The sequence below is a fragment of the Nitrospirillum viridazoti CBAmc genome (genome assembly GCF_000730165.1).
GTDB classification, from domain to species: Bacteria; Pseudomonadota; Alphaproteobacteria; order Azospirillales; family Azospirillaceae; genus Nitrospirillum; species Nitrospirillum viridazoti.
In genome coordinates this window covers 1,091,146-1,109,235 of sequence record NZ_CP022112.1, presented here as the reverse complement: position 1 = coordinate 1,109,235, position 18,090 = coordinate 1,091,146, and the positions used below count along the sequence as shown (strand labels likewise).

Genomic DNA, 18,090 nt, shown 5'->3' with positions numbered 1-18,090 from the left:
CGGCGCGGGAAAGGCGACCGGCGTTAATATCCGAGATCGCGCCGGATCAGGCCCTGCATGGGAATGCCGGCTTGATGACGCCGGATATTGTCCAGGAGGGCCTGACCGCCGGTATCGGCCGTGGTCATGCTGGCGACGTGCGGTGTCAGGAGAATCTTGGGATGGCGCCAGAAGGGGTGGGTGGCGGGCGGTGGTTCGCTGTTCAGCACATCCAGCACGGCACCGGCCAGCCGGCCGCCATCCAGGGCATCCAGCAAGTCGCTTTCGATCAGGTGTCCGCCCCGGCCAGCGTTGATCAGCCCCGCGCCTTCGGGCAGCCGGTCGAAGGTTTCGCGGCATAATATGCCACGCGTCCCCGGCGTCAGCGGCAACAGGCAGATCAGAACGTCGCATTGCGCCAGGAAGTCCGGCAACTGCTCGCGTCCGGCGTAGCAATCCACGCCGGCAATGGCATGCGGGGTTCGGCTCCACCCCAGTAAAGGGAAGCCGAAGGCGCTCAGCCGGGCCAGTACCGCTTGCCCCAGCACACCCAGGCCCATGACGCCCACTCGCCGCTTGGCCGGCGGCACGAGACGGGCGGGCTGCCATCGGCCTTGGCGCTGGTCGCTGATGTAGTCGATGACCCGGCGGTGCAGGGCCAAGGTCGCGAATACCGCGTATTCGACCATGCCTTCGGTCAGGCCAGCCTCAACCATGCGCACCACGGCAACGGACTGCGGCACCTGTGACAGGTCAAGCTGGTCAACGCCGGCGCCGATGGAGAATAAAACCTCCAGGTTGGGCAGGGCCGCAAAGATGTCGGCGGTTGGCGCCCAGGCCGCGAGGTAGCGTATGGCCGCCGGATCCCCCATCTCCGGCCAAAGGTGGAAGCCGATGTCGGGGGCGTGGTCCGCGAACAGGGACTGCCAAGCACGGCCACGGTCAGTCTCGGACTTGTAGAGGACGCTCATGACCGCACCTTCTGGATTGCGGTGACAGGGGATGGCGCTCCGGCCATGCGGCGCCGACGGTTGCGAGCCTTCACCAACGCCAGGTGCAGCCACATGGCCGGACCGGTGATCGCCAGCGTCGCCAGCGAGAGGCCGGCGAACAAGGCCAGCCCCAATCCGGTGGCGCCCGCCATCCCCCCGGTATGGATGGGCAGAGCGACCACCCAGGCGTCGGTATTCCGGTCAGCGGGCACGGACAGGGTCTCGTGCCCGGACAACAGATCGACGGTCACTTGGTGCACTGCCACGGGGCCGTACTCCGGCGCTCGGAAGTACACATCCAGAAGGTCGGCACCCCGCGAACGCAGATCGCGGACGGGGTGGGCGGGGAAGCGCGCACGGGCCAGCACCAGCGCCCCACCCCAATCGCTCATTGTCGCAAGGGTCGCCGTGGGCGGTGGGGATGGCGCGGCCAGCACCATAGGTACCGCCAGGGTCAAGCCCGTCAGCGTGCTGATGGCGATGACGACGGCCGCGACCGCGCCCAGGATGCGATGACCCTGCCGCAGGATCATGCGTGCCGGTTGGCCCCGCTGGATGGTCAGGCTCTGGCGCCAGCGCCCGGGGCGGGGCCACCAGTGGGCAAGGCCCGTCAGCGTCACCATCAACGTGGCGAGGCCAACCAGGATGATGACGGCCGTGCCCGGCCTGCCCGTCAGCATCTGGTCGTGCAGCCGGAGTAACGCGATGGCCGGAAAACGCCAGACGGATCCATCCCGCAGAATTCCGGCCGACGTCGGGTCAAGCGCGACATAGCGGGCGCGGCCATCGGGGTCGGTCAAATGGGCCAGGTAGGGGGCGTCCGCTTGGCTGGGGAAGTCCAGCCGGCGCAACGTGGCGTTGGGATGCGCGGTGGCGAGAACCGCCTGCAGGCGTCTCAGCCGCACGGTGTCGGCGGCGGCACCATCGGTGGTTTGAGTGGGCGGCCTTCCCGCGTCCAAGCGGGGGCCCAGGGTATCCTGGAACAGCAGCAGGACACCCGACGCCGCCTGGATCAGAATGAAAACCGCCGCGACCAGGCCGCAGTATTTATGCAGTTGATAAAGGGCGCGCTTGGTAATCATGAGGTCCTTCGGGCCCAAGGCGGCCACTCGGGGCGACACGGTGCGCCGGCGGGCCGGAAAGGTCGCGGAATGGCGGCAGGAGCCGCCTGGTCGAGCCCTATCCCCGTGGGGGATAGGGCGTTCTCGGGTCAGAACTTGTAGCGGACCCGTGCCTTGAACGTGCGTGGCGCGCCAGGCTGCACCCATAGCGCCGCGTAGCTGTTCGCGTACCACGTTTTATCGAACAGATTGTTGATTTCGCCGCTCAGCTCGATGTCGTCAGTCAAATGGACGGACCCCATCAACCGCACCAGCGTGTAGGCGGGCAGGGTGAAGGTCGTGCCGGTCTCCCCCAGCCGCTTGTCGACGTAGTTGACCCCGATGCCGACGTTGGCGGGCTTTTCCATCACGGAGAAGTCTTTAAACAGGATCAGGTTGCCGCTCAGTTCGGGAATGTTGATCAGTGGATCGCCCGCGGCCACGACCTTGCCGAAGTCGGGGTCGAGAACCGATGACGTCGAATAGGCGTCGACATAGGCGAAGCTGCCCAGCAACCGGAAATCATAGGGCAGCTTGGCACTGACGTCGAACTCGACACCCTTGCTTTCCGCGGTGCCGATGGCGATCACATAGCCCGAGTGCACGGGATCGGCCGTGATGATGTTGTCCTTGCTCATCTTGAACAGGGCGATGGAACTGGTAATCCCCTGGTCCGGTGACACGTATTTTGCGCCGACCTCGTAAGATTCCGTTCTCTCGGGCGCGAAGGGCGTTCCGTAATAATCTTGCCCGGTATTCGCGCGGAACCCTTGCCCGTAGCTGAAATAGACTGAGATTGACTTGGTCGGCTCATAGACGATGCCGACCTGCGGGCTGAAGGAATCCGGATTCTGACGTGTCGTCACATTCGTCGCCCGGGTCAGGATCGACTGCGAAAAGTCATCGTAACGCGCGCCCAGACGCAGCTTGATGCTGTCGGTGACATCGATCTGATCCTGCACGTAGGCGCCGGTGGTCTTGTCGCGCTCGTACTGATTAAAGACCAGGCTGGTCGTGGCGGGCAGCAAGCTCGCCGGCGTGTAGACGGGATTGTAGATGTCGATGGCGTTCTGCTGGGCGAATGTCGGATGTGTCGACAGGGCGGGCGGCCGCGACCGCGTCTGGAAGTTGTTGAATTTGAAGTCGTCGTAGTCGGCGCCCACCAGCACGTGGTGCGTGATGCCGAAAGTGTCGAACTGCCCGTTGATTTCGCCACGCAGGACCAGATCCTTGGTGTCGTAGCTGGTGTAGCGGCGCTGCCGGGAGAGGGTGCGGCCATCGGTGAAGAACGGCTGGCGGGATGTGACCAGTTCCGGCGTCTCACCGTAGCCGGTAAGGTCGGTAGTGCGATAGCCCGCCCCCAGCAAGACCCCCCACTTGTCGTTGAAGTCATGCTGCAACTGCAGTTGGTGGCCATAATCGTTGGTCTTGGTCGGCCCATCGGCCGGCTCGCCCAAGAAACGGGAAATGGGGATGACGCCGAGTTTGCCGTTGACCGCCACGACGCCGCGGTCGAACGGGACCTCCTGATGAGTGTACGCGAACTGGTAGGAGACGCTGGTATTGTCGTTGAGGAACCACAGGATCGAGGGCGATACGGTTTCCTTCCTGGCGTGAACTGTGTCGCGGAAGCTGTCCTCGTCCTCGAAGGCGCCGTTCATACGGACGGCCAACCGCCTGCTGAGCGGGGTGGTATAGTCCGCCTCCCCACGGAAATGGCTATAGCTTCCGCCTTCGAGCATGACGCTGCCTTCCGGCGTGAACTGCGGCTGTTTGGTGATAATGTTGACGGTGCCGCCTGGCTCGCCACGGCCGAACAGGGCGGATGTCGGGCCCTTCAAGACATCGATCCGCTCCACGCCGGAGACATCCCGGGTGCCGCCGAATCCCCGACCATAGTTGAAGCCGTTGACGAGGAATCCGCTGGGAACGTTGATATCGCCGGCGAAGCCCCGAACGGCGAAACCGTCCCACAGGCCGCCATAGCTGTTTTGCCGGGCCACGCCGCTGACCAGGTCCAGGGCGTCGGCGAGGCGGCTGATGCCAACTTCCTGCAGCGTGGCGCCGCTTAACGTCTGAACATTTTGCGGTACATCCTTGGCCGGCACAGTGCCGACATATTGCTGCTTTTGCGCCGTGACCGTGATTTCCTCAAGGGTGTCGCCGGTGGCCGGGGCCTGGTCTTCCGCGGCGCGGGCCACGGGCTGGAGCATCAGGTAAGCCGCGGTCGCGGCACAAAAGAATCGAATACCGGAATGGCCCTTCATTTTTCTCGCCCCCTGTTCTGATTTTAATGTGAAGGCTCCCTAGGCATTTTTTTGTAAAATCTCCCGCTTCGCGACGAATGTGCGCCGCGGCGGAAGATGTCAGAAGAGTGGACCCAACTTTCGCCCGTTTTATTAGGAATCATGGTGCCTGATCTTTTGGGAATCTTTGTTCGAAGACCAGGTTGTTTTCAGGGGGAAATATTGCGGCATCTTGCCAAACAGATGAATCTGCCGGCTCCTGATGGCAGGCGTCATCACACCTATTCGGCGTGGGGCCTGAACAAATCCCCATAAAATCCGACGGTCTTCACGGTCACCGTGATGGGAACGTCGCTGCGGTTATGCCAATACCAGCCGTGCGTGCCCTCGAAGGGGGCGGTCAGGTCGCCCTGCGCGGCCGAAAGCTCCTTTTCCTTCCAGTAGCTGGTGAAATCGTCACCGGCGTTCACCCGCTCGCCATGCATGTCCACCTTCACGGGCGCGCTCGCTTCCCAGCGGAAGATGAAATGGTCGCCTTCCCGCATGTGGGCCTTGATCTCGGCGCCGGTGTGGGGCGCCAGGGTCAGGGTCATTTCATCGCTGCGCAGGGCCGTCGTCTTTTCGATCATGGCCCGGTTGGGAATGGGAATGGCGGTCGGTGCCTGGGACGGGGCCGTCATCTCCTTTTCAGTCTGGCTCATTCGGGTCAGGCCGATGGCGGAGCCGATCCCGGTCAGGTCGATGCCGCGTTCGGCCGGCAGCACGAACAGGGTCAGGATCAGGGCCGCGGCCACGCCCGCCCCCGCCGTCGCCTTGGTCAGGGTGCGGGGGGCGACCACGTATTGGTCCATGGAGGGGCTCGCCATGTCAGGCTCCTTGCTGGAAATAGCCCGCCAGTTGATAGCCGGTCAGTACGAAGCCGGCGGCCATGAGGGTGGCGTTGGCCAGGACGACGCTGTGCCGGAAGTTCTCCGTTTGGCGCCATAGGCTCATGAGGATGAGGATGACGCTCAGCGCCAGGAACTGGCCGATCTCCACGCCCACGTTAAAGCTGATCAAGTTGGGGATCAGCCCCTCCTGGGACAGCGCCAATTCCTGCAGTTTGGTCGCCAGGCCGAAGCCATGGAAAAAGCCGAAGACCAGGACAGCGGCGCGGGGATTGGGCGTGAAGCCCAGCACGGTCTTGAAGGCTCCCAAATTGTCCAGGGCCTTGTAGACCACCGACAGGCCGATGATGGCATCCACCAGGTAGGCGTTGGCCCGCACGTCGGTCAGCACGCCCAGCAATAGCGTCGTGCTGTGGCCGATGGCGAACAGGGTGACGTAGCGGCCCACGTCCTTCAGCCGATACAGCAGAAAGATGACGCCGACCAGGAACAGCAGATGGTCATAGCCGGTGACCATGTGCTTGGCGCCCAGATAGATGTAGGGGACGATGTTGACGCCGTCGGCGCCGGTGATGAAGGCCTTGTCGGCGTCCGACACGCCGTGGGCCCGGGCGGCCGTAGCGGTGAGGGCCGTGGCCAGGGCGGCCAGGGCGGCCAGCACCGCCAGCCGGCACGACGCTTTGGCCGTGCGTGGGGCCGATGTGGAAAGCGGGGCTGCTGCCTGCATCGGGGGCCCCTAGTTGATGGTGAAGGTGGTGCCCAGGCTGGTTTTCGTCGCGGTGTCGACGACCTGGACGGCGACCTGGGACTTGGCCGGGATGGTGGCGCCAGGCGCGTCGAAGCGGTTGCCGTCGGCGGGCTTCAGCGCCACCACCTGCGTCTTGCCGCCGGTTGTGATGCTGATCTGCCCCGTCATGGCGGTGGCCGCCACCGGTTCGTCATCATCGGTGACGTACAGAGCCACGGCGCCGGCCTTGTTCACCAGTTCGAACACTGTTTCGCCAGCCATCAGCACCACGCCGCCGTGCTGCGGCTTGGTGTTGCCATGCGCCAGGGCGGGCTGGGCGGCGGCCAGCGCCAGGGCGACCAGGGCTGGGCTCAGGAACTTTGCTAAGGTCATGGCGAGGCCTTTCAAAGAGGGGGCCGGGTTCATTCCGGCGCGTGCTGCAGCAGGAAGGACAGCGTGGCCCCAAGCTCGATTTCGTCGTATTTCTTCGGATCGTCCGTTGGTGCCTTATAGACCGCCTCGATCACGTTCAGGCCCTGGTTGCGCACCGGCAGGGTGACGGTGCCGTCGGCGGCCGTCTTCATCGGGGTGGCGTCGGGGTCGTTAACCAAGTCGTTGATGACCGACACGCCGGCGATTGGCTTGCCCTTGTACAGGACCCTGTAGGTCATGGGCGTGCCCAGCTTTTCCGGTATGGGGCCGACCGGGACGATCTGCAGTACCTGTCCCGGCAGGGCGGGAATGGGCTTCTCCAGCGGGCCGCGAACGCCCACAGTGTATTTGATGGTCTTTTCCGAATAGAAGGCGTTCGGCATTTCCTCCCGCGTCTTCTTCTCGAACTCCTCGCCCTTCATCCGCGACCAGATGCCGTTCTGCAGGACGGCGGCCACCAGGGTCGGGCGCAGCTCGGTGTCCAGGACCACCAGGGGGCCAGCCACGCGCAGCTTGGCCTCGATTGGCTGGTAATTGGCGTCATAGGCGGCAATGCCTTCGAAGCCCGGCAGACGCTTCACGGAATCCAGGTCGTCGGCGCCAACACCGTAGATCAAGGCTAACTGGCGGGCATGTTCGGCATACCAGATGGCGTGGGCGCCGGCGGGGCCGGACAAGAGGGCGCTGGTGAGCGCGGCGAGGGCGACGGGCTTGAAACGGCGCATTATCGATCCCCTGTTTATGTTTTGACCCAGCACGCCTTTTGGTGGCGGTCCCGTTCTTTTTAAGAAGGCTAACACCCCGGATTGGCGGGATGGCACCGATTGCGGGGGGCTTGGCGGCAGAAAACCATCCCGGGCCGGCGGGCGGACGGCCGATTGTGCTTTGGGTTTAACGGATGCGCCGGCGGATGGCCGCAGTTGCCGTCCGCCGGCGCGCCCCGCTTGTCAGTGGCGGTGGTCGGCTTCCGGATCACCGTTCGGCGATGCCGGGTCGTCATGATCGTGGTGATGATGGTGGGCATGCCCCTGATGATCGTCGAGGGCGGCGGGGTCGGGCAGGCGCTGTACGCCGATGCCATGGCGGTAGACGTTCTCCGCCCCATACCACCCGGTGATTGCCACCAGTCCCATGCCGCCAGCCACGCACAGCAGCAGCAGGGGATGGGCGCCTACGGCCCGCTTGCGGTCCAGCCAAGCGCCCAGCGACGCGACGGCCAGCACGGCCGCAGTGCGGTAGGCCCAGGTCAGGTGGATATGCACGTTCTCATGGCCGGCCAGGTCCATGGTGGACGTGGTCATGGCCCCCTGTCCCGTCAGGACGGCTGCCAGCGCCGCCACCGTACCCAGGCACAGCGACCAGCGCGCGGCGGTGGTCAGGGCTGGTGCCCATCCGGTCCTGTGCCGGACGGATGCCGCGATGAAAAACAGGAAGGTCAGAAGGGGCAGCGCCACGGCGAAATGAACCACCGCAGGGTGCCAGTTGGGCAGGATTTCCGGCATGGCTCAACCCCCGTGGTCATCGTGGCCGTGGCCCGTGGGCATGGCGGCGTCGCCCGGCATGACATGATCGATCCAGTAGGCGCCAGCCGGGGATCTCCCCAAGGTGAACATAACCTGGGCGCCGGGCCGCAATCCGGCCAAGTCGATCCCCGGGGCCACCGGGAAGTCCATGGTCATGCCGGGCCAGTTCAGGGCGGTGATCGGGCCATGTGTCAGAGTCACTGTGTGGCGGCCTGCATCCACGGCGTTCACCGTGCCGGTGCCGATCGGCGTCGCCGTCTTCTCGGTCGTCTCGCCGGGATGGTTGTGGTCCATTTGAGGCGGGGCCGCCGCCAGGGCTGGCGCGTGCGTGATCATCAGCGCCGCCACGACGGCGCGCGCGAAGGTCTTCGGGATCATTTGATTCTCCCAGGGAATCTGGATTGGGCCGCCGATTGCGGAACGGCCGGGGTGAGGGGGGCCTTACAGCCGGGCCACGCCCCTGGGAGGTTCAAGTGGGGGAAGTGAGGTGATGCCGGTCCCGTCCGTATGCGCAGGCGATCCCGGCGCTCGCGCCTGGTCCGCCAGCCAGTCCGGTGCTGCCGCGGGGCTGAGTGCCGCCCCGTGGCAGGCCATGGCGCAGCACGGGGAGATCCCATGGCAGCAACAGCCGTCCTGGCATCCAAGGTCCTGCACGTCGGCCACCAGGATGAAGGGCGCCACGACGGCGACAGGCGCCGCCGCGACCTCGATGACAGTATGCCGCCCCACGCCATGGGCTTGCGCCCGGCCAGCCCATCCGAGGACGCAGGCGGCGATGCATAGCAGGACGAAGAGTTGCGGGAGCGAACGGAGGCGCATGCCGACACCATAACGATCCGATGCCGGCTGTGCAAAGGCGCATCGCAGGGCGCCGGGCCCCATCCGTCACAACAGTATATCGTGCTGCGCCAATGCCCCCTGACGCGGAAGCATGCCAATCGGGGCGATAACAAAGGCGCCATCATGTCGCGTGTTGGCGCTAGGCTTTCATGAATCGCGCCGGCCGGCATGCCGACCGAAAATCCAAAATCCTTAAGTGACAGGGGGCTTCCATGACTGTCTTGCGGCCGAAGTTCATCACGTTCGACTGCTATGGCACGTTGATCAACTTCGAAATGGCCCCGGTGGCGCGGATGGTCTACGCCGACCGCCTGGCGGGGGAGGCTCTGGAAGAGTTCTGCCGGGACTTCTCCGCCTACAGGCTGGATGCCGTTCTGGGCGCCTGGCGGCCTTACCGCGAGGTGGTGGTCGAGGCCCTGCAGCGCGCGTGCAAGAAGGCGGGGGTTCCGTATCGCGACGCCGACGGGGCGGCGCTCTATGCCGCCATCCCGACGTGGAACCCCCATCCCGACGTTGTTCAGCCATTGAAGCGCATCGCGGCCGAGTTTCCGCTCGTCATCCTGTCCAATTCGATGGTTGACCTCATCCCCCACAGCGTCGAGAAGCTGCAGGCGCCGTTCCACACGGTCTGCACGGCGGAGGAGGCCCAGGCCTACAAGCCCCGGATGCGCGCCTTCGAGTTCATGTTCGACACCCTGGGCTGCGGGCCGGCGGACGTGCTCCACTGTTCCTCCAGCTTCCGCTACGACTTGATGACCGCCTATGACATGGGCGTCACCATGAAAGCCTTCGTCAACCGGGGGCACGAGCCGCTGAACAGCTACTACCAGGTCCACGATATCCCCAACATTGGCGGTCTGCCTGGGCTGCTGGGGCTATGATCGCGAAGGCGCTGAAGGGCCGGGTGGGGGCCGTTGTCGATCTGCGGGCCTATGCGGCCGGCACTGCCCCTTCGGGCGACTGGATCGGTGGTCGCGCCGTGCCGGCCTTTACCGACGCCGCGGCCACCGTCGCGGCCCTGGCGCCGCGCGGGGAAGGGCGCGTCGATGGCCTGTCGGCGGACGAATTCGTCCTTGTTCTTGGGGGCGGGCTTGAAATCGACAGCGGTGGCGGCCGCCTCTCGCTGCGGGCGGGCATGAGCGGCGTGCTGCCGGTGGGGTCAAGCTTCACCTGGCGGGCCGCCGAGGGAACGCTGCTGGTCATCGCCAGTTGCCCAGCGGCCCAGCCCGGGACGTCGGAGACGCCGGTGACGATCGACCAGGCCGCACCTCTCTCGCCCTCCAACCCGCCGCTGGCCGAATTACTGGTCGGCCCCACGCCGTCCTGCCGGAACCATTCCGATTACTGGTCGGCCAGCCGTGAGTTCGTTTGCGGCACCTGGGATTCCACGCCCTATCACCGCAGGCAGATGCCCTATCGCCATATCGAGCTCATGCATCTGCTGGAAGGCAGCGTCACTTTCGCTGACGCCGGCGGCTGTGTCACCTTCTCCGCCGGCGATGTCTGCCTGGCCATCCGGGGCGATGGCTGCGCGTGGATCAGCGAGACGCATGTCAAGAAGGTCTACGCGACGCAGCGCCCCGCGTGACCGTCCCTGCGGTCACGCGCCCCGGCCGGCAGCGCGCCGCCACGGTATCTTATATCGCCTCGCGTCCATGTCGCCGCATGACGGTGGTGCGGTTCGGCGACATACGGGAGAAGTTGCCGGCGGAGGCTGGCTTAATAAACGGCAATAAAGTCATCGCCGACAAGCACGGGGAACGGGACATGGGCCAAATAGCGTCGGTTGGATCTGGATCATTTGGTGTGAGTGAAGCGTCCGTGAAGCGCACGACGATGGCGCGGCCGCGACTTCAGAATATCGACGCGCTGCGCGGGCTGGTCATGGTCTTCATGCTGCTCGATCATGTTCGCGAGACGTGGTTCCTGTATGTGCCTGTGGCCGATCCGGTCGATGCCCGGACGGCTGCTCCGGCGGTGTTTCTCGCCCGTCTGCTGGTCAGCCTGTGCGCGCCGATCTTCGTGGCGCTCACCGGTCTCGGCGTCTATCTGTATGCCAGCAATCACACCACGGGTGAAACGACGGCTTATTTGGTGAAACGCGGCCTTCTGCTGATGGCGATCGAGGTGCTGATCCTGTCGCCCATTTATTGGGGCATATCGCCGCCGATGCTCTGGCTGCAAGTCATCTGGTGCATCGGTGTGTGCATGATCGTGCTGGCGGCCTTGATCCGCCTGCCACGCCCCGCGTTGATTACCTTAGGCCTGGTTATCGTCTGCGGTCACAACCTTCTCGATCCCATCCACCTCACCCCCGATAATCCGATGTTCATCCTTTGGGCCGAGCTGCATCAGCGCGATTTCATCGCCCTGCCGTTCGGCCTCGTTGCGAAAACAAGCTATCCCGTTCTTCCGTGGATTGGTGTGATATCGCTGGGCTATGGCATCGGTCCGTGGTTCGAGGCCGACATTTTCCCGGAAACGCGCCAGCGCCGTCTTTTGACGCTTGGTTTCGGGATGATTGCTGCCTTCGTCGTGTTGCGCGCGCTCAACATCTATGGCGACAAGCCGTGGTTCGTCGTCGACGGCGATCCGTTGCGCACGATGATGAGCTTTCTGGCGCTCACCAAGTATCCGCCGTCTCTTCTCTTCCTGCTGCCGACCTTGGGCGTCGGCGCGGTTCTGCTCGCCTTGCTGGACCGCGTGCGGGACTCCGGCTTCGTCGGTGTGCTGTCGGTGTTCGGTGGGGCGCCGATGTTCTTTTACATCGTCCACCTCTGCACGCTTCGCATTCTGTATCATATCGCCTTCGCGATCTGGGGTTCGAACCACGACACCGTTTTCGGGGTTGGCAGCTACGGCTGGGTGGTCGTTTGGTATCTCGGTTTGATAATTCCCTTCTACGTGCCGACCGCGTGGTTCTCCCGCCTCAAGAGGCGCCGTCGCGACATCGCCTGGCTGAAATACTTTTGAGGCGAGGGGGGGTAACGGTGCGCGCGTCGCGGCCCCTTCCAACGCCCCCATTGGGTCCGCTTGTTCGCGCTTTCCAACCGGTCGCCCGTCCGACCGCCGGCATGGATTTTCAAGAAAATCCCCAATAGAGACCCAAGATGATTGAAACCTTGTCCAAGTCGCCCACCCATGCCCGTCAGATGACCCTTGATGGGGCTGAGACCCCGGCGCTGGTGCTTGATGTGGCGCGGTTCGACCGGAACGTGGCCCGATTGAAGGCGCATTTGGCGCATCTCGGTGTTGGCTTCCGACCGCATGTGAAAACCGCCAAATCGATCGACGTGGCCCGGCGCCTTTTCGCCGGTGACCTGGGGCCGATCACCGTTTCAACAATAGCTGAAGCGGAATACTTCGCCGCCGCGGGTGCGACGGACGTCGTCTATGCCGTCGGCTTGGCGCCGAAGAAGATCGCGCGGATACGTGCCCTTGTGGCCCAGGGCGTCGACGTCGCGGTACTTATCGATACCGTCGAACAGGCCCAGGCCCTCGCCACAACGGCACGGGACGGCGGCGCGATGCCGGCGGTGTTGATCGAGATTGACTGTGATGGCCATCGCGGCGGGCTTTCCCCCGACAGCGCCACCATCATCGAGATCGCGGATATTCTGCGGGCAGGGGCGGTGGAGGTCCGGGGCGTGCTTACCCACGCCGGGGAGTCCTACGCGTGCCGGGGAGGTGTGGGCCTGGTGGAGGCTGCCGAGGGCGAGCGCGCGGCCGCGGTGGCTGCCGCGATGGCTCTGCGCCGCCACGGGCACGCGGCACCGGTGGTCAGCGTGGGCTCGACCCCGACCGCGCATTTCGCCCGCGATCTCGATGGTGTGACGGAAGTGCGCGCCGGTGTATTCATGTTCTTCGATCTCGTGATGCATGGCATCGGCGTCTGTGCGGTCGATGACATCGCCGTCTCGGTGCTGGCCACGGTCATCGGACACAAGCTGGAAAAGGGCTGGATCCTGATTGACGCCGGCTGGATGGCCCTGTCTCGCGACCGGGGGACGCAACGCCATCCGGTCGATCAAGGGTACGGACTCGTCTGCGACGTCGATGGTGTGCCGTGGCCGGATCTGATCGTGGATGATGCCAGCCAGGAGCATGGGATCATCAAGGTCCGGCCCGGCAGCGCCGCCGCGTTGCCCGACCTGCCGGTCGGTGCCCGCGTGCGTATTCTGCCCAACCATGCATGCGCGACGGCGGCCCAGCACGGGGCCTACCAGGTGGTCACAACGGGCAGCCGCGACGTCGTGGCGGCGTGGCCACGGATGCGGGGATGGTGAACCTCATGGAGATGAAGATCGAGACGTTGGAACCGGAGGGCCTTGCACGGCCAGGCGGTCACTACAGCCATGCCGCCCGCCATGGCGGCTTGGTCTTCACGGCGGGCCAACTCGGCGTGCGCGCGGACGGCTCCCATACCGCTGATTTGGGGTTCGAAGATCAAGTCCGGCAGGCGCTGTCCAACGTGCTGGCGGCATTGCGCGCCGCAGGCGCCGGGCCTGGCGATATTCTCAAGGTTACCGCCTACATCGTCGGCGTTGAGAACTGGCCCCGCTTCAACGCGGTCTATGCCGAGATGATGGGCGACGCACGGCCGGCGCGGACGGTGGTTCCGGTTGGCGAGCTGCATTACGGCTATCTGGTCGAGATCGATGCCGTGGCGGTGGGCGGCGCAACCGGCGCCCGGGAGGGCGCGCCATGAACATGACCTGATCTCAGCCCTTCGTGCTTTCGATGGACCGGCCATTCCGGCGAGCCCTGGTTTCCGTCCATCGTCGGCGCCCACTACCGCCGTCAGGATCTGGTGCGATGACATCTGGAATGAATTCGGTTGCGGCCGGGGATGTGAATCCGGGGCGCGCCCTTTATATCGACGGGGCATGGGGGCCGGCGTCCAGTCCGGTGTCGTTGCCGGTGGTCGACCCGGCGAGCGAGGCTGTGATCGCTGAACTCGCGGCGGCGACCGCCGCCGATCTCGACCGTGCCGTCGTGGCGGCGCGCGCGGCCCTGCCGGCGTTCAGCGCCACGCCCGTCTCGGACCGGCGCGCGCTGCTTGAGCGCATACACGCGCTGATCCTGGAGCGGGCGGAACCGTTGGCCCAGGTGCTATCGCGTGAGATGGGGGCGGCCATCAGCCACGCCCGCGCCGCCCATGTCCCCCTTGCGGCGGCGCACGTCCGTGCGGCTGCCGATGTGCTGGCGACCTATCCGTTCCTGACCATGCGGGGCACCACCGCCATCGTGCGCGAGCCGATTGGGGTCTGCGGCCTGATCACGCCGTGGAACTGGCCGCTATACCAGATAACGGCGAAGGTCGCCCCGGCCCTGGCCGCCGGATGCACGGTGGTGCTGAAGCCCAGCGAGTTGTCACCGCTGAACGCTTTGCTATTCACCGAAATCATGCACGACGCGGGCACGCCGCCGGGCGTCCTCAACTTGGTCAACGGCACCGGCCCGGAAATCGGGGCGGCCATGGCGGCCCATCCCGGTATCGACATGATCTCGATCACCGGTTCCAACCGGGCTGGCGTGCTGGTCGCCCAGGCGGCGGCGGTGACCGTTAAGCGCGTGACCCAGGAGCTGGGCGGCAAGTCGCCCAACGTTTTCCTGCCCGATGCCGATGTCCCGCGCGCTGTTCCGCTGGGCGTCATGGCCGCGTTCCGCAATGCCGGCCAGTCCTGCAGCGCGCCCACCCGCATGATCGTGCCCCGGGCCCGAATGGCGGAGGTGGAGGCCATCGCCCGGGCGACGGCCGGGGCCATCATTGTCGGCGATCCGTCCGACGGGAAGACCGTCTTGGGGCCCATCGCCAACCGCGCCCAGTTTGAGCGCGTCCAGGCCATGATCGCCGTGGGTATTGCGGAGGGGGCCACCCTGGTCTGCGGCGGGCTCGGGCGTCCGGAGGGCAGGACCCGCGGTTTCTATGTCCGTCCGACGATCTTCTCCGGCGTCACGCGCACGATGAGGGTCGCGCAGGAGGAAATCTTCGGGCCTGTCCTGTGCATCATGCCTTACGACGATATCGACGAAGCCGTCGATATCGCCAACGACACGGTCTTTGGGCTGGGCGGCCATGTCCAAGGAGATGATATCGAGCGCGCGCGCGATGTCGCTCGCCGCATCCGCACCGGGCAGGTCCATCTCAATCATCCCGCCTGGGATCCCCACGCGCCGTTCGGCGGCTACAAGCGGTCGGGCAACGGCCGGGAATACGGGGTCTTCGGTGTCGAGGAGTACCTCGAAACCAAGGCCATACTCGGCTACGCCTGACCTTTCCGTCTCATGGGAGATCGCACCGCCATGTCGGCGCCCCTACGCCTCATCCAATCCTCCCCCGCCTTGCCCACCGAGGCCGACGCCGTGGTGATCGGCGGCGGCATCGTCGGCGCCTTCGCCACCTATTATCTTGCGATGCGGGGCCTGAAGGTCGCGCTGGTTGAGAAGGGCGTGGTCGGCGGTGAGCAATCGAGCCGCAACTGGGGCTGGTGCCGGCAGCAGAACCGCGACGCGCGTGAACTGCCGATATCAACCAAGAGCCTCGATCTTTGGGACCGCTTCGCCGCCGACAGCGGTGAGGATGCCGGATTTCGCCGCTGCGGCTTGTTTTACCTGAGCAACGACGAAGAGGAACTGGACACCTGGGCCCGTTGGGGCGCCTTCGCGCGGACGGTCGGCGTCAGTACGCGGATGCTGGACGGTGCCGAGGCGACCGAACGGGGCGGCTTCACAGGACGGCGTTGGCGGGGCGGGGTATTGGCTCCGACCGATGGCATTGCCGATCCCGGGCTCGCGGCCCCGGCGGCGGCGAAGGCGGCGATGCGGCACGGCGGCACCGTCCACCAAGGCTGTGCCGCGCGGGGCATCGAACTGGCGGGCGGCGCCGTGAGCGGCATCATTACCGAAAAGGGCACCATCCGCACGAAGCTGGCCATACACACCGGCGGCGCGTGGGCCTCTTCCTTTTGTCATCAGTTGGGCATCCGCTTCCCCCAGGCATCGGTGCGCCAGTCCATTGTTGCGGTGGCCAGCGACCAGATCGATTTGCCGGACGCCCTTCACACCAAGTCGGTGTCGATCACGCGCCGTGGCGACGGTTGTCATACCCTATCGATCAGCGGGTGGGCGCGGGTCGATCCGACGCCCCAGTTTTTCCGCTTCCACCGCGAATTCCTGCCCATGTTCCTGCGGCGCTGGCGCAGCCTGTCGCCTGGGGGGCTGGAAGGCTGGCGCTCCGGCCATGAAACGGGCTCCCGCTGGACTGTCGACCAGCCGACGCCGATGGAGCGGATGCGCGTTCTGGATCCGACGCCGGACCCGCGCACGGTACGCCTGACGGTGAAACGGGCGATTGACCTCGTTCCTGGCCTTAGGGCCGCTCCAGTCATCAACACCTGGGCTGGCTATATCGATAGCACGCCCGATGGCGTCCCGGTGATTGGTGGGGTACCAGACGTCCCTGGCTTCATCCTGGCGGCGGGATTCAGCGGCCACGGCTTCGGCATCGGACCCGGCGCGGGGCACCTGATCGCTGATCTTGCGACAGGCTCCGCCCCCATCGTCGATCCCCGCCCTTATGCCCTGTCACGCTTCGACAAGGGGAAGAAGATCGACGTCGCGGACTTCTGAGCGGTAACCGGCCTGGAAATGTTAACGTATGGCCCGCCCCATCCACAGGTGGTGTGACGATGGAAAACGGCCGTTCTCAGCGGGAAACGTTCGTTTATCCGGAGAAACAGGCGCTTTGTCCTTCCCGTCATCTGGACGTTGCATCGGCTCACGCCAGCCGCCGCGCCAGTTCCTCCGCGTCGGCGTGATAGTACCGGGCCAGCGTGGCCAGCGACTTGTGGCCGGTGATCCGCATCAGCTCCAGGGGGTTGGTATAGATTTTGGCGAGGCGGCTGGTGGCCTCGTGCCTGAGGTCGTGGAAGGTAAGATCTTCGATGCCGAGGCGGTCCATGGCGCACGCTTATACGGCGGCAGGCCGCGAAGAGGCCGTGGCCCTATGCCTGTGCTCCAGCCCCGATGAGCGCCTGCATGACGAATTGATGGACATCCACCACCCCGACATCATGATCACGCCGTCCCCGGGCTTATCCGGGGGACGGCGTACTGATCAGAAATAAGTCCGGTAGGCATCCACCACCGTGTAGTCTTCATCGACCACCAGCAGCAGCTGCCACTTGTCCAGCGTGGTGCAGGGGTGGGATACGCCCAGGCCGACACGGTCGCCCACCTTCAGGTCGGCATCCATCGGGATGCGCAGGTAGGCGTGCTGGTCGTTGACGCCGACAACCTCCCATCCCATCCCATCCACCGATGCCGGCGCTGCGCCGGCGCGGGACAGCAGCAGGGGAACCGGTAGGCCCGCGTCCGTCCCGAAATCACGCCGGCCGGCGGTCAGCAGCGCCAGCCCTGGTTCGGGTCGCGATTGGACGTAGGCCCAGACCTCCAGCGCCCGTTCCAAACCACCCGCCGTCGCCCGCTTGGCCCTCAGCGCCTCATGAGCCTTCTGATAGATGCCGGAATCCTGGGTAACGTAGCAGCCGCTGCGGGTCACGACGCGGGCGTCAAGCCCGGCGAACGCCTCCAGCACCAGGTCGTAGTGGATGGACCCGCCGGCAGTCAGCAGGGGCTGTGCCATGCCGAACAGCCCTTCATCGCGGCAGCGCCGGTACAGGGTCGCCATGTCGGCCAGGAACTGGGTCACGGTTGGCTGGCCAAGAGGGGCGGCCACGGGCAGCATGCCCTCAAACCCCTCGACCCCGGCCAGGGCCAGGGCTGGGCCCGCCTGGTGGATGGCGCGGGCGACGGTCATGGCCGCGTCCACGCCGCGGGCACCCGTGCGGCCGCCGGTGTAGCCCAGTTCCACCAACACCTGGATGGGCCGCTCCAGCCCCGCCCGCAGGGCCGCCTGGGTCAGCAGCGCCACGCCGGCCGGTGAATCCGCCAGGCAGTAAAAATCGAACCCGGGATCCCGCCGCAGTTCCTCGACGATGCCCGCCAGTTCGGCGTCACCCACCGGCTGGTTGGCGAGGATGATGCGCCCCGCTCCCCAGCGGCGGCAGAGACGCATTTGCTGGACCGTTGCCACGGTGACACCCCATGCGCCATCGGCCAGCTGACGGCGCATGATGGCCGGGCACATGGTGGTCTTGACATGAGGGGCCAGCAGCGCCTGGGCATCCTTGACGAAAGCCTGCATCCAGCGCGAGTTGCGCTCCAGCGCCGGCAGCTTGATGATCGCGGCGGGCAGGGGGATGTCCCCGCGCAGCAGGCTCCACCCCCGGCCGCCCACCTGCGACAGAAGGGCCTGCTGGTGCGGTGGGAAGCCCTTGACCGTATCATTCAGCATCACATC

The 18,090-nt window shown here is 65.6% G+C and carries 19 protein-coding genes; 7 read left to right on the top strand and 12 right to left on the bottom strand.

What is annotated here, in order from left to right; translation table 11 throughout:
* Positions 1 to 23: 23 nt before the first annotated feature.
* The 10 genes from Y958_RS26505 to Y958_RS26460 form a co-directional block, all read right to left on the bottom strand.
* Positions 24 to 950 carry a 2-hydroxyacid dehydrogenase gene (locus Y958_RS26505; RefSeq protein ID WP_088874864.1) on the bottom strand — a complete coding sequence of 309 codons (927 nt, stop codon included), beginning with the start codon at positions 948 to 950 and terminating at the stop codon, positions 24 to 26.
* A complete protein-coding gene (locus Y958_RS26500; RefSeq protein ID WP_186291510.1) occupies positions 947 to 2,053 on the bottom strand; it encodes a PepSY-associated TM helix domain-containing protein in 1,107 nt (368 codons plus the stop codon). The genes Y958_RS26505 and Y958_RS26500 overlap by 4 nt, the downstream gene beginning before the upstream one ends.
* 128 nt (positions 2,054 to 2,181) lie before the next feature.
* Positions 2,182 to 4,338, bottom strand: coding sequence for a TonB-dependent siderophore receptor (locus tag Y958_RS26495; protein WP_088874862.1), 2,157 nt, complete (start codon positions 4,336 to 4,338; stop codon positions 2,182 to 2,184).
* Positions 4,339 to 4,598: 260 nt separating this feature from the next.
* The gene (locus Y958_RS26490; RefSeq protein WP_244909616.1) at positions 4,599 to 5,183 is read right to left on the bottom strand and encodes a hypothetical protein; all 585 of its coding nucleotides are present in this window, start codon (positions 5,181 to 5,183) and stop codon (positions 4,599 to 4,601) included.
* 1 nt (position 5,184) lies between these two features.
* A complete protein-coding gene (locus Y958_RS26485; protein ID WP_088874861.1) occupies positions 5,185 to 5,931 on the bottom strand; it encodes a HupE/UreJ family protein in 747 nt (248 codons plus the stop codon).
* Positions 5,932 to 5,940: 9 nt separating this feature from the next.
* Positions 5,941 to 6,324: a hypothetical protein gene (locus tag Y958_RS26480; protein WP_088874860.1), complete on the bottom strand. Its 384-nt coding sequence runs from the start codon at positions 6,322 to 6,324 to the stop codon at positions 5,941 to 5,943.
* A gap of 29 nt (positions 6,325 to 6,353) precedes the next feature.
* Entirely contained in the window at positions 6,354 to 7,088 is a 735-nt protein-coding gene (locus Y958_RS26475) for a DUF4198 domain-containing protein (protein WP_088874859.1), read from the bottom strand.
* A gap of 222 nt (positions 7,089 to 7,310) precedes the next feature.
* Positions 7,311 to 7,865 (bottom strand): DUF2231 domain-containing protein, encoded by a 555-nt coding sequence (locus Y958_RS26470; RefSeq protein ID WP_088874858.1) that lies wholly within the window; start codon positions 7,863 to 7,865, stop codon positions 7,311 to 7,313.
* Between the two features lie 3 nt (positions 7,866 to 7,868).
* The gene (locus Y958_RS26465) at positions 7,869 to 8,264 is read right to left on the bottom strand and encodes a copper-binding protein (protein ID WP_088874857.1); all 396 of its coding nucleotides are present in this window, start codon (positions 8,262 to 8,264) and stop codon (positions 7,869 to 7,871) included.
* Between the two features lie 63 nt (positions 8,265 to 8,327).
* Positions 8,328 to 8,705, bottom strand: a complete 378-nt coding sequence (locus tag Y958_RS26460; RefSeq protein WP_088874856.1) for a hypothetical protein — start codon at positions 8,703 to 8,705, stop codon at positions 8,328 to 8,330.
* Between the two features lie 233 nt (positions 8,706 to 8,938).
* On the opposite strand from Y958_RS26460, the gene Y958_RS26455 reads away from it, so the two are divergent.
* The 7 genes from Y958_RS26455 to Y958_RS26425 all read left to right on the top strand — a co-directional run bounded on the left by Y958_RS26455 (position 8,939) and on the right by Y958_RS26425 (position 16,358).
* The gene (locus Y958_RS26455) at positions 8,939 to 9,607 is read left to right on the top strand and encodes a haloacid dehalogenase type II (RefSeq protein ID WP_088874855.1); all 669 of its coding nucleotides are present in this window, start codon (positions 8,939 to 8,941) and stop codon (positions 9,605 to 9,607) included.
* The gene (locus tag Y958_RS26450; RefSeq protein ID WP_088874854.1) at positions 9,604 to 10,314 is read left to right on the top strand and encodes a cupin domain-containing protein; all 711 of its coding nucleotides are present in this window, start codon (positions 9,604 to 9,606) and stop codon (positions 10,312 to 10,314) included. The genes Y958_RS26455 and Y958_RS26450 overlap by 4 nt, the downstream gene beginning before the upstream one ends.
* Positions 10,315 to 10,391: 77 nt before the next feature.
* On the top strand, positions 10,392 to 11,699 hold the full coding sequence (locus tag Y958_RS26445) for an acetyltransferase domain-containing protein (RefSeq protein ID WP_244909615.1): 1,308 nt from the start codon (positions 10,392 to 10,394) through the stop codon (positions 11,697 to 11,699).
* A 137-nt stretch (positions 11,700 to 11,836) separates the two neighbouring features.
* Positions 11,837 to 13,012: an alanine racemase gene (locus Y958_RS26440; RefSeq protein WP_244909614.1), complete on the top strand. Its 1,176-nt coding sequence runs from the start codon at positions 11,837 to 11,839 to the stop codon at positions 13,010 to 13,012.
* A gap of 5 nt (positions 13,013 to 13,017) precedes the next feature.
* Positions 13,018 to 13,434 carry a RidA family protein gene (locus Y958_RS26435; protein WP_088875256.1) on the top strand — a complete coding sequence of 139 codons (417 nt, stop codon included), beginning with the start codon at positions 13,018 to 13,020 and terminating at the stop codon, positions 13,432 to 13,434.
* A 200-nt stretch (positions 13,435 to 13,634) separates the two neighbouring features.
* A complete protein-coding gene (locus Y958_RS26430; protein ID WP_338039503.1) occupies positions 13,635 to 15,002 on the top strand; it encodes an aldehyde dehydrogenase family protein in 1,368 nt (455 codons plus the stop codon).
* Positions 15,003 to 15,032: 30 nt separating this feature from the next.
* Positions 15,033 to 16,358, top strand: a complete 1,326-nt coding sequence (locus Y958_RS26425; protein ID WP_088874851.1) for an NAD(P)/FAD-dependent oxidoreductase — start codon at positions 15,033 to 15,035, stop codon at positions 16,356 to 16,358.
* A 148-nt stretch (positions 16,359 to 16,506) separates the two neighbouring features.
* Here the strand turns inward: Y958_RS26425 and Y958_RS26420 are convergent, their stop codons facing one another.
* Positions 16,507 to 16,689 carry a tyrosine-type recombinase/integrase gene (locus Y958_RS26420; RefSeq protein WP_088874850.1) on the bottom strand — a complete coding sequence of 61 codons (183 nt, stop codon included), beginning with the start codon at positions 16,687 to 16,689 and terminating at the stop codon, positions 16,507 to 16,509.
* A gap of 156 nt (positions 16,690 to 16,845) precedes the next feature.
* Positions 16,846 to 18,084 (bottom strand): amino acid deaminase, encoded by a 1,239-nt coding sequence (locus Y958_RS26415; RefSeq protein ID WP_186291509.1) that lies wholly within the window; start codon positions 18,082 to 18,084, stop codon positions 16,846 to 16,848.
* Positions 18,085 to 18,090: the final 6 nt, after the last annotated feature.

Excerpts from the sequence above, each read along its gene's own strand:
- Y958_RS26505 (WP_088874864.1), bottom strand. The coding sequence starts at position 950 with ATGAGCGTCCTCTACAAGTCCGAGACTGACCGTGGCCGTGCTTGGCAG.
- Y958_RS26500 (WP_186291510.1), bottom strand. The coding sequence starts at position 2,053 with ATGATTACCAAGCGCGCCCTTTATCAACTGCATAAATACTGCGGCCTG.
- Y958_RS26495 (WP_088874862.1), bottom strand. The coding sequence starts at position 4,338 with ATGAAGGGCCATTCCGGTATTCGATTCTTTTGTGCCGCGACCGCGGCT.
- Y958_RS26490 (WP_244909616.1), bottom strand. The coding sequence starts at position 5,183 with ATGGCGAGCCCCTCCATGGACCAATACGTGGTCGCCCCCCGCACCCTG.
- Y958_RS26485 (WP_088874861.1), bottom strand. The coding sequence starts at position 5,931 with ATGCAGGCAGCAGCCCCGCTTTCCACATCGGCCCCACGCACGGCCAAA.
- Y958_RS26480 (WP_088874860.1), bottom strand. The coding sequence starts at position 6,324 with ATGACCTTAGCAAAGTTCCTGAGCCCAGCCCTGGTCGCCCTGGCGCTG.
- Y958_RS26475 (WP_088874859.1), bottom strand. The coding sequence starts at position 7,088 with ATGCGCCGTTTCAAGCCCGTCGCCCTCGCCGCGCTCACCAGCGCCCTC.
- Y958_RS26470 (WP_088874858.1), bottom strand. The coding sequence starts at position 7,865 with ATGCCGGAAATCCTGCCCAACTGGCACCCTGCGGTGGTTCATTTCGCC.
- Y958_RS26465 (WP_088874857.1), bottom strand. The coding sequence starts at position 8,264 with ATGATCCCGAAGACCTTCGCGCGCGCCGTCGTGGCGGCGCTGATGATC.
- Y958_RS26460 (WP_088874856.1), bottom strand. The coding sequence starts at position 8,705 with ATGCGCCTCCGTTCGCTCCCGCAACTCTTCGTCCTGCTATGCATCGCC.
- Y958_RS26455 (WP_088874855.1), top strand. The coding sequence starts at position 8,939 with ATGACTGTCTTGCGGCCGAAGTTCATCACGTTCGACTGCTATGGCACG.
- Y958_RS26450 (WP_088874854.1), top strand. The coding sequence starts at position 9,604 with ATGATCGCGAAGGCGCTGAAGGGCCGGGTGGGGGCCGTTGTCGATCTG.
- Y958_RS26445 (WP_244909615.1), top strand. The coding sequence starts at position 10,392 with ATGACGGTGGTGCGGTTCGGCGACATACGGGAGAAGTTGCCGGCGGAG.
- Y958_RS26440 (WP_244909614.1), top strand. The coding sequence starts at position 11,837 with ATGATTGAAACCTTGTCCAAGTCGCCCACCCATGCCCGTCAGATGACC.
- Y958_RS26435 (WP_088875256.1), top strand. The coding sequence starts at position 13,018 with ATGGAGATGAAGATCGAGACGTTGGAACCGGAGGGCCTTGCACGGCCA.
- Y958_RS26425 (WP_088874851.1), top strand. The coding sequence starts at position 15,033 with ATGTCGGCGCCCCTACGCCTCATCCAATCCTCCCCCGCCTTGCCCACC.
- Y958_RS26420 (WP_088874850.1), bottom strand. The coding sequence starts at position 16,689 with ATGGACCGCCTCGGCATCGAAGATCTTACCTTCCACGACCTCAGGCAC.
- Y958_RS26415 (WP_186291509.1), bottom strand. The coding sequence starts at position 18,084 with ATGCTGAATGATACGGTCAAGGGCTTCCCACCGCACCAGCAGGCCCTT.